Source organism: Mesorhizobium sp. RSR565B, assembly GCF_054719465.1.
In genome coordinates this window covers 3413261-3425394 of the sequence record NZ_JBTTIE010000001.1, presented here as the reverse complement: position 1 = coordinate 3425394, position 12134 = coordinate 3413261, and the positions used below count along the sequence as shown (strand labels likewise).

At 63.9% G+C, this 12134-nt stretch carries 12 protein-coding genes; 7 read left to right on the top strand and 5 right to left on the bottom strand.

Annotated features, from left to right (window positions below; translation table 11 throughout):
• The first annotated feature begins 19 nt into the window (after window positions 1-19).
• Both ACYG9R_RS16700 and ACYG9R_RS16695 read left to right on the top strand, forming a co-directional pair.
• The gene (locus tag ACYG9R_RS16700; protein WP_023825175.1) at window positions 20-1183 is read left to right on the top strand and encodes an efflux RND transporter periplasmic adaptor subunit; all 1164 of its coding nucleotides are present in this window, start codon (window positions 20-22) and stop codon (window positions 1181-1183) included.
• On the top strand, window positions 1180-4311 hold the full coding sequence (locus tag ACYG9R_RS16695; protein WP_023704042.1) for an efflux RND transporter permease subunit: 3132 nt from the start codon (window positions 1180-1182) through the stop codon (window positions 4309-4311). Before ACYG9R_RS16700 ends, ACYG9R_RS16695 begins: the two co-directional genes overlap by 4 nt.
• A 181-nt stretch (window positions 4312-4492) precedes the next feature.
• Here the strand turns inward: ACYG9R_RS16695 and ACYG9R_RS16690 are convergent, their stop codons facing one another.
• The 3 genes from ACYG9R_RS16690 to ACYG9R_RS16680 are packed head-to-tail and all read right to left on the bottom strand — an operon-like array spanning window position 4493 to window position 6988.
• On the bottom strand, window positions 4493-5530 hold the full coding sequence (locus ACYG9R_RS16690; RefSeq protein WP_023825174.1) for a zinc-binding dehydrogenase: 1038 nt from the start codon (window positions 5528-5530) through the stop codon (window positions 4493-4495).
• A gap of 11 nt (window positions 5531-5541) precedes the next feature.
• A complete protein-coding gene (locus ACYG9R_RS16685) occupies window positions 5542-5826 on the bottom strand; it encodes a zinc-binding dehydrogenase (protein ID WP_196813644.1) in 285 nt (94 codons plus the stop codon).
• The gene (locus ACYG9R_RS16680; protein ID WP_023825173.1) at window positions 5747-6988 is read right to left on the bottom strand and encodes an acyl-CoA dehydrogenase family protein; all 1242 of its coding nucleotides are present in this window, start codon (window positions 6986-6988) and stop codon (window positions 5747-5749) included. The genes ACYG9R_RS16685 and ACYG9R_RS16680 overlap by 80 nt, the downstream gene beginning before the upstream one ends.
• Window positions 6989-7115: 127 nt before the next feature.
• Here ACYG9R_RS16680 and ACYG9R_RS16675 point away from each other — a divergent pair, with 127 nt between their 5' ends.
• From ACYG9R_RS16675 to ACYG9R_RS16665, 3 genes are read left to right on the top strand one after another with little or no spacing between them, the layout of a single operon-like run.
• Window positions 7116-7931 (top strand): SDR family oxidoreductase, encoded by an 816-nt coding sequence (locus ACYG9R_RS16675; protein WP_023671153.1) that lies wholly within the window; start codon window positions 7116-7118, stop codon window positions 7929-7931.
• Entirely contained in the window at window positions 7928-8443 is a 516-nt protein-coding gene (locus ACYG9R_RS16670; protein ID WP_280790513.1) for a MaoC family dehydratase, read from the top strand. Before ACYG9R_RS16675 ends, ACYG9R_RS16670 begins: the two co-directional genes overlap by 4 nt.
• Window positions 8440-9474, top strand: coding sequence for a phosphotransferase family protein (locus ACYG9R_RS16665; protein WP_023825172.1), 1035 nt, complete (start codon window positions 8440-8442; stop codon window positions 9472-9474). The genes ACYG9R_RS16670 and ACYG9R_RS16665 overlap by 4 nt, the downstream gene beginning before the upstream one ends.
• Window positions 9475-9724: 250 nt before the next feature.
• Here the strand turns inward: ACYG9R_RS16665 and ACYG9R_RS16660 are convergent, their stop codons facing one another.
• Window positions 9725-10426, bottom strand: coding sequence for a hypothetical protein (locus tag ACYG9R_RS16660; RefSeq protein WP_023700998.1), 702 nt, complete (start codon window positions 10424-10426; stop codon window positions 9725-9727).
• A gap of 249 nt (window positions 10427-10675) precedes the next feature.
• On the opposite strand from ACYG9R_RS16660, the gene ACYG9R_RS16655 reads away from it, so the two are divergent.
• Together ACYG9R_RS16655 and ACYG9R_RS16650 are read left to right on the top strand one after the other, a co-directional pair.
• A complete protein-coding gene (locus tag ACYG9R_RS16655) occupies window positions 10676-11320 on the top strand; it encodes a TetR/AcrR family transcriptional regulator (RefSeq protein ID WP_023671149.1) in 645 nt (214 codons plus the stop codon).
• Between the two features lie 186 nt (window positions 11321-11506).
• Window positions 11507-11740 carry a DUF680 domain-containing protein gene (locus tag ACYG9R_RS16650; RefSeq protein ID WP_023671148.1) on the top strand — a complete coding sequence of 78 codons (234 nt, stop codon included), beginning with the start codon at window positions 11507-11509 and terminating at the stop codon, window positions 11738-11740.
• A 140-nt stretch (window positions 11741-11880) separates the two neighbouring features.
• On the opposite strand, the gene ACYG9R_RS16645 is transcribed toward ACYG9R_RS16650, so the two are convergent.
• Window positions 11881-12111 (bottom strand): hypothetical protein, encoded by a 231-nt coding sequence (locus ACYG9R_RS16645; protein WP_023691851.1) that lies wholly within the window; start codon window positions 12109-12111, stop codon window positions 11881-11883.
• Window positions 12112-12134 lie beyond the last annotated feature (23 nt).

Sequence of the window (12134 nt, the reverse complement as noted above, 5' to 3'; positions counted from 1 at the left end):
TTTGCCAACCGGAGTGTCGATGGTCGCCTGGAAACAGATCGTTTTTGCGCTTGTGATCCTGGTCGCGGCTGTCCTCGCCTGGGCGCGATTCTTCCCGGGCGCGCCGGAGGTTCTGGCACGCTGGGGCATCGACTGGACCTATGCTTCGGCGCCCGCCACAACCGGTGCGGTCGACACGACAAAACAGGCAGGCGGCCGCAACGCTGCCGGCCGCCCGGCAAATGTCGTCGCCTTGCCTGCAGCCACCGCCACCATCAACGATCGCCTGCAGGCGATCGGCACCGGCCGCGCCAACGCCTCGGTGACGGTCAACCCATACAGCTCTGGGCGCCTCGTTGAATTTCTCGTCCAATCCGGCACCCGCGTCGACAAGGGGCAGATCATCGCTGTTCTCGATTCCGAGACCGAGGTGATCTCGCAAGATCGTGCCAAGCTCGCCTTGCAGGATGCCCATGACAAGCTCGAGCGGGTGAAATCATTGAGGGCCTCCAACGCCGCGACTCCGGTCGCCGTCGCCGATGCCCAAGTGGTGCTAGCCGGCGCCAAACTGGCGCTGCAGGATGCCGAACTCGCCTTGCAGCGTCGTTCGATCGTCGCCCCTATCGCCGGCACGGTCGGCATCCTGCCGATATCGGCCGGCAATTACGTCACCAGCCAGTCGGCGATCGCCACGCTTGACGACCGCTCCTCCATCCTGGTCGATTTCCTGGTGCCCGAGCGCTTCGCCGCCGCCGTCAAGGTCGGCGCGCAACTGTCGGCGACGCCGATCGCCAATCCGAGCAAGGCCTATACCGGCACCGTGTCGGCCATCGACAACCACATCGACGAAAAGAGCCGCACCCTGCTGGTCAAGGCTGCAATCGCCAATCCGGCGGATTCGCTGCGCGCCGGCATGTCATTCGGCATCACCATGCGCTTCCCCGGCGACACCTATCCGGCCGTCAGCCCGCTGGCAATCCTGTGGGGTTCCGACGGCGCCTATGTCTGGCAGGTCGAGGACGGCAAGGCCAGGCGCGTTCCCGTGCGCATCATCCAGCGCAACACTGAGACGGTGCTGATCGACGCTGAGATCGAGGATGGCGACATGGTCGTCACCGAAGGCACCCAGAGCGTCAGCGAAGGCGGCGCGGTCCGCATCGCCGGCCAGGATCAGCGCGCCGCGGAAGCTGCCGAAGGCTCATGACTGCACCCGTCAGCACCGCCAGCGAAACCGGCTTCACCGCACTCTTCATCCGCAGGCCGGTTATGGCCTTCGTGCTGAACACGCTGATCGCAGTGGCCGGCCTTGCCGCTTTCTATGGCGTCGAAATCCGCGAACTGCCCGATGTCGACCGCGCCGTGGTCACCGTGTCGACGGCCTTCGAGGGTGCCGCCGCCGAAACCGTCGACCGTGAACTGACCGACACCATCGAGGGCGCGGTCGCCCGCGTCTCCGGCGTCAAGTCGATCTCGTCGACCTCTTCCTTCGGCCAGAGCCGCGTCACCATCGAGTTCAACGACGGCGTCGATTTGAACGTCGCCGCCTCCGACGTGCGCGACGCGGTCGGCCGTGTCGCCAACATGATACCGGAGACCGCCGACCCGCCGCGCATCGTCAAGGCCGATGCCAATTCCGATGCCGTGATGCGACTGGCCGTCACCTCCGACACCATGTCGGTGCAGGACATGACGGTGATCGTCCAGGACCAGATCGAGGACGAACTGGCTGCCGTGCCTGGCGTCGCCGACGTTCAGGTCTATGGCGACCGCGACAAGATCTTCCGCATCGATGTCGACCAGAACAAGCTCGCCAGCCTCGGCTTCACTGTGGCCGATCTGAGGGCAGCGCTTGCCTCGGTCGCTTTCGATTCACCAGCCGGTTCGATCACCACCACCAACCAGGATCTCATCGTCCGCACCACGGCCGATGTGACGACGCCGGAAGAATTCGAAAACATCATCATCGGCGGCACGACGCGCATCCGCGACGTCGCCACCGTCACGCTCGGTCCCGACATCGGCCAGACCTCGTTGCGCTCCGACGGCAAGACCGGCATTGGCCTTGGCATCATCCGCCAGGCGGAATCGAACACGCTGGATATTTCCACCGGAGTGAAGGCAGCCGTCGCCAAGCTGCAGGAAAACCTGCCCAAGGGCATGTCGATCAAGATCACCAGCGACGACGCAGTCTTCGTCAACGGCGCCGTGCACGAGGTCGAGATCGCGCTCGGCCTGTCGATCTCCATGGTGCTGATCGTCATCTACATCTTCCTGCTCGACTGGCGCGCGACGCTGATCCCTGGTCTGTCAATGCCGGTCGCCATGATTGGCACCATCGCCGCCATCTATCTCGCCGGCTTCTCCATCAACATCCTGACGCTTCTGGCGCTGGTGCTGGCAACCGGCCTTGTCGTCGACGACGCCATCGTCGTTCTGGAAAACATCGTGCGACGGCGCAACGAAGGCATGGGGCCTCGTGCCGCCGCCGTGCTCGGCGCCCAAGAAGTGTTCTTCGCAGTCATCGCCACGACGCTGACGCTCGTTGCCGTTTTCGTGCCGATCTCCTTCCTGCCGGGACAGACCGGCGGCCTGTTTCGCGAATTCGGCTTCGTCCTCGCCATGTCGGTGCTGCTCTCCTGCGTGGTGGCGCTGACGCTGTGCCCGATGCTGGCCTCGCGCATGTTGACCGGCGCATCGCTCCACCATGAAGGCGGTCACGGCATTGGCGCGCGCGTCGGTGGCGCGCTGAACGCGGCCTACAAGCGCGCCCTGCATGCCTGCCTCGGCGCGCCGTGGATCGTGCTGCTGGTTGCGGTGCTGTTTGCGGGCGTCGCCTTCAGCCTGTTCGGCACCATCCGCCAGGAACTGACGCCGAGCGAGGACCGCGCCGTCGTGCTGTTGCGCATCAACGCGCCGCAAGGCGTCAGCCTCGATTACACCACGCAGCAGATGCAGAAGATCGAGCGGCTGATCCAGCCGCTGCGCGATTCCGGCGAGATCGTCTCGACCTTCGAAAACGCCGGCCAGAACGGCGCCTACAATTCCGGCTTCATGGTGATGACGCTGGCGCCGTGGGACGAGCGCACGCGCAGCCAGCAGGAGATCATGGCGCAGATAAGCCAGCTGACCCGGCAGGTGCCATCCGTGCGCATCTTCCCGGTGCAGGCCAATAGCCTCGGCATTCGCGGCGCCGGCAACGGCCTGCAATTCGCGCTGGTCGGCAACGACCGCAAGGCGCTCGGCGACGCGGCGGTGAAGATCATCGCCCGGATGCAGGCCGATCCGCGCTTCCAGACGCCGCGGCTTTCCATCGACCCGACGCAGCCGCAGCTGGCGGTGGCGATCGACCGCGAGCGCGCCTCCGATCTCGGCATCGACATATCGGGTCTCGCCAACACCTTGCAGGCGATGCTCGACGGCAACGATGTCGTCGATGTCTACATCGCCGACCGCAGCTATGGCGTGAAGCTGGTCTCGACCACCAACCCGATCAATGATCCGACCGATCTGGAAAACATCTTCCTGAAGACCGCCGACGGCCGCTTCGTGCCAATGTCGACCATCGCCACGCTGACCGAGCGCGCCGTGCCGCCGTCGCTGACCCGCGAACAGCAGCAGCCTTCGGTGGCGATCACCTCGAACCTGAACGGCAATTTCGCACTGGGTGACGCGCTCGGCGTTGCCGAGCAGATCGCCGCCCCGCTGCTGCCGCCGGGCAGCCGCGTCCTGCCGCTGGCCGAAGCCGCGACGCTCGGCGAGACCAACAGCGCCATGATCACCATTTTCGGCTTCGCGCTGGTCATCATCCTCCTGGTGCTCGCCGCCCAGTTCGAAAGCTTCGTCAGCGCCGTCATCATCATGGCGACGGTCCCCCTCGGCCTTGCCTGCGCAATCTTTGCGCTGCTTTTGTCAGGCACCAGCCTCAATGCCTACAGCCAGATTGGCCTCGTGCTTCTGGTCGGCGTCATGGCCAAGAACGGCATCCTCATCGTCGAATTCGCCAACCAGCTGCGCGACCGCGGCCTCGGCGTGCGCGAGGCGATCGAGCAGGCCTCGATCATCCGCCTGCGGCCGGTGATGATGACGATGATCTGCACCATTCTCGGCGGGGTCCCGCTGGTGCTGGCCGCCGGCGCCGGTGCCGAAGCGCGCATCGCGCTCGGCTGGGTCATTGTCGGCGGGCTGGGTCTCGCCACCGTCTCGACGCTGTTCCTGACCCCGGTCGCCTACCTCCTGCTCGGCCGCTTCGTCACGCCGAAGACGCATGAGGAAGCGAGGCTGAAGCGGGAGCTTGAGGAAGCGGCGTACGCCAATGTCGAGCCGGCGGAGTAGCTCCGCTTACCCTCCCCCTTGTGGGGAGGGTCGGACCGCAGGTCCGGGGTGGGGGTGCAGCGCCAACTAACGTCGGTCCAGCGCTCCCGCGAATAACAGAGGTAGGAGCCAAGACCCCCACCCCGACGAAAGAGCAAAATTGCTCTTCGTCGACCCTCCCCACAAGGGGGAGGGTAGAAAGTCACGGCCTGATAAACACCTTCCCGTTCGGCTTGGCCAGCTCCGCCGGGACCTTCGCCATCGCCTCATCCAGCGGTAGCACCGCCGTCACGTCGGTTGACCAGCGCCCATCCGAAAAGCGCTTCTGTGCTTCCATGATCGCCGGGCCGCGCTTGTCGCGGAACTGGCGCATCCATTCGACCAGCCAGAAGCCTTCAATGTGCTTGTGTTGGAAGATCATCTGGCCGGGCTCACGGATGACAGTGGTGTCCGGATCGAGCCGTCCATAGATGATCCAGCGCGAGCGCTTCGGCATGGCGTCGAAGATCGCCGAGGCCACCGGCCCGGTCACGGCATCGAGGAAGATGCGCGGCTGCTCGGCCTTGACCACATCGCGTAGTGCTGCCTTGAAATCCGGCGCCTTCTCGTTGAGCACATGGGCAGCCCCGATCTCCTTCAACAGCGGAATCTGCTCGTCGCGGCGCACGGTGACGATCGGCCGGAACCCAGCCTCCTTGGCGAGACCCGCGATCAGCTTGCAAAGCTGGCTGGCGCCGGCGGTCATGATGAAGGCTTTTTCGCCCGTCTCCTTGACGATGTCGAACATGGCGAGCGCCGTGAGCGGGTTGACGATCATCGCCGCGCCATCCTCGTCGCGGACCGTGTCGAGCAGCGGAATGCAGCCGGCAGCTTCGGCAACTGCATAGTCCGCCCACGCGCCCCAATTGGTGACGCCGGTGGTGAAGGCGATGCGCTTGCCGATCAGGCTTTTCGCATAGGGCTCGTCGCCGCTGGCAACGACCGTGCCGACACCCTCGAAGCCGGCCGGCTGGCCCTTGGCGCGCGGCTGACCGTACTGGCCCTTGATGAACATGACGTCGGACGGGTTGATCGAGGCGAGGCTGACCTTGATTAGAACCTGGCTCGGTCCGGGCGTCGGCACGCCGATGCTGCCAAGCTTGAGGTACGGCTCCATCGCCTCCAGCGCACTGCCGGAGGGCGTCCTGGTGTAGCCGTCGCCGGTCAGCAGCAGTGCTTTCATGTCTGAGGGGATCGCCATGGCGGGGCTCCTTACAGTTTGAGGATGAGCTTGCCGGATGCGCCACGGCCAAGCACGCGCGTCACCACGGCGGCGGCATCGGCCAGCGGATAAGTGCCTTCGATGGCCGGCCGAACCTTGCCGGCGAGATGCCAGCCGACCAGCGCCTTCAGATTGTCGGCATGGACGAGCTGGTCGAGCGGCGCGAAATCGCGGGCGATAATGGCCTTCATCCGCTCAGACCTTTTCCTGCGTGTATTTCCTGAGTTCCGTACGCGCCACCTGCCGGCGGTGCACCGCGTCCGGCCCGTCGGCAAGGCGCAGGGTTCGCAGATGCGTCCATGAGCGTGCCAGCGGCGTGTCCTGGCTGATGCCTTGCGCCCCGAACATCTGCACGGCCTCGTCGGTGACCTTGAGCGCGACGCGCGGTGCGATGACCTTGATCTGGCTGATCCAGGGCGCGGCTGCGCGCGCATCGCCTTGGTCGATCATCCACGCCGCCTTGAGGCAGAGCAGCCGCGCCATCTCGATCTCCATGCGGCACTCGGCGATGATGTCGAAATTGGCGCCGAGCTTGGCCAATGGCTGGCCGAAGGCCTCGCGGCGCACCGAGCGCTGGCACAGCAGCTCCAGCGCCATTTCGGCTTGGCCGATGGCGCGCATGCAATGGTGGATGCGGCCGGGGCCGAGCCGCCCCTGCGCGATCTCGAACCCCCTGCCCTCGCCGAGGATCAGGTTTCCCGCCGGCACCCTGACATTGTCGAAGCGAAGATGCATGTGGCCGTGCGGCGCGTCGTCATCGCCATAGACCTGCATCGGTCGAAGCTTGATCACGCCTTTGGTGTCGGACGGCACCAGGATGATCGAATGGCGGCGGTGCTGCGGCTCGGCTTCGCCGCTGGTGCGGACCATGACAATGTAGATGGCGCAGCGCGGGTCCCCGGCCCCCGACGCCCACCATTTCTCGCCGTTGAGTACATAGTCGCCGCCTTGCTTTTCGCAGCGCATGGCGATGTTGGTGGCGTCGGAGGAGGCGACATCCGGCTCCGTCATCAGATAGGCCGAGCGGATTTTCCCCTCGAGCAGCGGCGCCAGCCATGCCTGCTTGTGGTCCTCCGAGCCATAGCGCTCCAGCACCTCCATATTGCCGGTGTCGGGCGCCGAGCAATTGAAGGTCTCCGCGCCGAGATGCGCCTTGCCCATCTCCTCGGCCAGATAGGCATATTCGACGGTTGACAGCCCATAGCCGCGCTCGGAGCCGGTCAGCCAGAAATTCCACAGGCCGCGCTCCTTGGCCGTCTTCTTCAACCCTTCGAGGATTTCGGTCTGCCGCGCGGTATAGACCCAGCGGTCGCCGCCCTTGCCGACCTCGCTCAAAAACTCATGATCGAGCGGCATGATCTCGTCGCGCACCATAGCGGCGACGCGGGCGTGGATCGGCTTCAGCCGCTCGGTCATGCCGAGATTCATGTCCGCCATCGGTCTCCAACCCTTTCACGCATCTGGGCACTTTACCCGTGGCAAGGATGACCGTACTTCGGGTAGCCTTGTCAACGCGAGCCCCTTTCGCCCCGGACCGTGAGCAGAAAAGCGCGGAGGAATTCCGATGAGCTATCTGGAAGAACTGTTCTCAGTCGCCGGCAAGACAGCGCTGGTGACGGGAGCCGCGACCGGCATCGGCCGCATGGTGGCGACCGCTTTGGTCCAAGCCGGCGCCACCGTGATGATCGCTTCACGCAAGGGCGAGGATTGCATCAAGGTCGCCGCTGAGTTGAACGGGCTCGGCGGCTCCGGCAGTGCCGAAGGCTTTGCCGGTGACGTCTCGAGCGAAGCAGGCATTGCCGCGCTGGTCGGCGAGGTCAAGGCGCGCACCGAGAAGCTGCATATTCTGGTCAACAATGCCGGCATATCCTGGGGTGCCTCCCTGGAGGATTTTCCCTATAGCGGCTGGGCCAAGGTGTTCGCCGTCAACGTCACCGCCGTCTTCCATCTGACGCGCGAATTGCTGCCGCTGCTGGAAGCCGCCGCGAGCGATGCCGATCCGGCCCGCGTCATCAACCTGGGCTCGGTGATGGGCACGCAGCCGCTGGCCGACGACGCCTATTCCTACACCGCGTCCAAGGGCGCCGTTCACCACCTGACGCGCACGCTGGCGATCGAACTCGCGGCGCGGCGCATCACCGTCAACGCCTTCGCCCCCGGCCCCTTCCAGAGCCGGATGACCGCCTTTGCCACCGGCACCGAAGAAAAGGCCAGACATGTCGGCAGCCATGTCCCCATCGGCCGTATCGGCGTGGCGGATGACATCGGCGGCGCAACGCTCTATTTGTGCAGCCGTGCCGGTTCCTATGTCACCGGCGCCATCCTGCCGATCGACGGCGGGCAGTCGGTGCAGCATGGGCTGACATTGTTCAAGGAATGAGCCGCGGTCGGCGGCAAGGGGAGGACACCGCAGTGGAACCGATCAGTCTCGATGTGCTTCTGGCCAGCGTCGGCAAGGAAGTCGGCGTCTCGCCATGGCGCGAGGTCACACAGACCATGATCGACCAGTTCGCCGACGCCACCGACGACCACCAGTTCATCCATTGCGACCCCGAGCGGGCCAAAAACGAGACGCCGTTCGGCGGCACCATCGCGCATGGCTTCCTGTCGTTGTCGCTGCTCTCGGCGATGACCTTCGAGACCATGCCGCCGCTGGAAAAGGGCAAGATGGGCGTCAACCACGGTTTCGATTCGCTGCGCTTCCTGGCGCCGGTGAAGACCGGCGCGCGCATCCGCACCCGCTTCGTGCTGGCCGACGTCAAGGTCAGGCCGTCGGGCTGGGTGCAGACGGCGCATGACGTGACCATCGAGATCGAAGGCTCGAAGAAGCCGGCGCTGACGGCGCGCTGGCTGACGCTGACGCTGATCGAGCGTGAGCCGGAGACCGCATGAGCGGCGACGCCAACGCGCTGGACCAGACGGCACTAGCGCCCTATCTCGAGGCGCACATCCCGGGTTTTGCCGGGCTTCATTCCATCGAAAAATTCAAATCCGGCCAGTCGAACCCGACCTATCTGCTGACCGCGGCCAGCGGCCGCTATGTCCTGCGCGCCAAGCCGCCGGGCCAGTTGCTGAAATCGGCGCATCAGGTCGACCGCGAATTCACGGTCATGAAGGCGCTGGCCGGCACGGCCGTGCCGGTGCCGGCGATGCTGCATCTGTCGGCGGAGGCGACGCCGATCGGCCGCATGTTCTACGTCATGGACTGTCTCGACGGCCGCATCTTCTGGGATCCGGCAGTGCCGGAGGCCGCTGGCAACGATGAGCGCGCCGCCCTCTACGATGCTATGAACGCCACGCTTGCGGCCCTGCACGATGTCGATGTCGAGGCGGTCGGGCTCGGCGATTTCGGCAAACCCGGCAATTACTTCGAACGCCAGCTGGCACGCTGGACCAGCCAGTACCGCGCCTCGGAGACCGGCACGGTTGCCGACATGGACCGGCTGATCGCCTGGCTGGAGACGCATATGCCGACCGATGACGGCCGGATATCCCTCGTGCATGGCGACTACCGGCTGGACAACATGATCTTCGCGCCCAGCGAGCCGAAAGTGCTGGCGGTTCTCGACTGGGAACTGTCGACACTCGGCCATCCCTTCGCCGACATCGCCTATCAATGCATGCAATGGCGGCTGCCGCACGCCTCAGGCTTTCGCGGCCTTGGCGGCGTCGACCGCGCCGCCCTCGGCCTGCCCTCGGAGGAAGCCTATGTCGCGGCCTATTGCAGGCGGCGCCGGCTGGGCGGCATCGACAATTGGAGCTTCTTCCTCGCCTTCTCCTTCTTCCGTTTGGCGGCCATCTGCCAGGGTGTCTACAAGCGGGCGCTCGACGGCAACGCCTCAAATCCCGAAAAGGCAAAAACCTATGGCGAAGCGGTGAAGCTGCTGTCGCACCTTTCCGCCAACCTGATCGACCGAACCTGACTCGACAATGAGATATTGTGGTCGGCGCGATTTGATGACAGATCGGATCAGTTCCGTTCCCCGACCGGGGAGCAAGCCCATACGGAGGTGGTGGCAACCGGCCTGGAAACAGGACGCAAACCGATCACCGTCTGTAGACAGAGCATGATGCCGAAAAGTGTGAAGCGGTTTTCGGACGACATCATGCTCTATCTATTTGATTAGAGCCGGTTTCAGATTTGAGGTCAATTCGACCTGAAATCATCCGGCTCTAGCGCGCATCGCTGGAAATGAACTTCATGTGCCGGCTGACTTGCAGGGCGATGTAGACGACCAGCGAGCATCCGATCGGAAACACGATCTCAATGAGGCCGGTGGCGACAGCCTGCGGCAATGCCAGCGCAATGTCCTTGGCTGCGGCAGTCTCGATCGTCAGCGCCGTGATCCCGCCGCCGAACACCGCGCCGGCCAAGGCACCCGCCAGCATGAAATGCAGCGAGCGAGGTTCTTCCTTGGATGCGAGCGAAGCCAGCATCCAGCCCAGCAAGCCATACTCGATCGCCCGCAACATACCGAGCGTGGTGAGCGACAGGATCACGGGCTTTGCCGATACATCAAGCGCGCTCACCATCACCTTTTGCGTACCTTTGGCGATGCCCATGGCCAGCGGCCCCGAGATCATGGCGATCAGGCCGCCAAGCGAGGCTCGCACCTTGGTGATCGCCGTGCCGAGGCTGACGCCGGCGCAGACGAAGAATGACCAGGTCACGCCTTGCGCCAAGTCGATCAGAACCTGGGTCGGGGCCGGGTGCGAACCTGCCGCAAATCCGGCAGTCAGAATAAGCGCTTCCATGGCGAAGCCGATTGCGATCGCCAGCCATGCGACTATCACGACTCGCCTGAGCGCCAGCCTGGCGCCATGAGAAAGTGGATGTGCGCCCGGCAGCCCGGACGAAAGCTCTATCGCAGCCATAGAGGCCCCCCAAAACCGAAATTTCTTGCAGTGCCGCCAGATAGGCTTTGTTTGTAACGGTCCGATGTTGCCTGCGTGCGCCCTGGTTACATATGCTGTGACATAGATGCTGGCGAAATGGACCAGAACGGGCACGACTATTCGAGAGAAAGCTTGAGGTCGCTTTTTGATGTCCCTGACAGCGCCCTTGCCCGTTTCCGTACAGCGTATATATTTAGTCATGCACAACCAACCCAAAGGCACCGGATCTTGCCACTGAGCGTCCAGAAACGCCGCGAGAAACAAAAGGCCGAACTGCGTTCCGAACTGCTCGACGCAGCCCACAAGCTCGTCAAGGAAGAGGGCTATGAAGGCCTGACCATCCGCAAGTTGGCCAAGCGGGTCGGCTATGCTCCGATGTCGGTCTATTCCTACTTCGCCGACAAGCAAGACATCCTGTTTGCGCTGGCCGAGGATGCCTTCGAAACACTTGCCCGCCGCATCGAGGAGCATCCTTCCGACGATCCGATCGAGGCCTTGCGTGCGGTGATGACCGAATATGCTGCCTTCGGGCTCGGCAATCCCAACGAATACCGCACCGTGTTCATGACCGAAAAGACCAAGCTGCCGGAAGGCAGAAGCTATGAGGACATGGAAGAGGCCAACCCGGCGATGAAAGCGCTGATATCCAGGGTCGAGGCCTGCGTTGCTGCAGGCAAGCTGCAGGGCGATCCGCGCGCCATCGCCACCATGCTTTGGGCAGTCGGCCACGGCACCATCTCGCTTTTGATCACGTTCCCGTTCTACCCCTTCGGGGATCCGCAGGCTTTCGTGACGCGGATGTGCGATTTCACACTCGCCACGCTCAGCACTCAGAATGTGCCGCCGCTGACCGAGACCCCGGTCGACTGCTGAGCATCCCCGCCCCTCCAATTCAACGTCCGGCCTGACAGCTTCGGCTGTGTCAGTGCGCCGCAATTTTCGGCATTCAAAAAAATTTGTCGTACGCGTACGCTTTTCGACTTGAAAACCCATCTCGGTGGGCGTATGTGTACGTTGTATCGTACATGTACGAAAAGAATTTAACCGATGGAGACAGACATGAACAAGACCCTTCTCGCTCTCGCCACCGTGCTGGCTCTCTCCGGCTCGGCTTTCGCCGCCAACAACACACACTCGACCAAGCAGGCCCCCGCCGCCACCTGCGTCGACACCACGACCAATGCCAAGCTCGATTGCGCCGTGACCGGCTCGGTCGAAAAGTCCGACGTCAAGGCCAAGAGCCCGCGTCTCGGCATCGAGATCAACCCATGGATCGTGCCGAGCACGTTCTAAGTTGATCGGGCTCGACCACAGCACAACGATTAATTTAAGGGCGGCAGGATAATCCCGGCCGCCCGTTTTTTCCTCAGCGCCCCCATTTCCTCAGCGCAAGCCGGCTTTTCCTGAGTTCAAACCTGGCGTAGCCGAACGGGTTATTTCTTGCGCGGTTTGCGACCCGGCACCGTCTTGGCCTTGCCGGGTCTTGCCGGCGCGCCTGGGATGGCGGTCGAGGTGATCGACACCGGATCGCTGGCCGGAAACGTGTCCTCGAGGCCTTCCTCGAGTTCCTCTTCTTCGGCAGTCACCTCGTGATGCTGCTCATGTTCGAGTGAGCGCACGGCGGACGTCTTGCCAGCTGACTTCGGCGGCGCTTTCGACGGCATCGTATGTTCTCCCTGATGGGGGA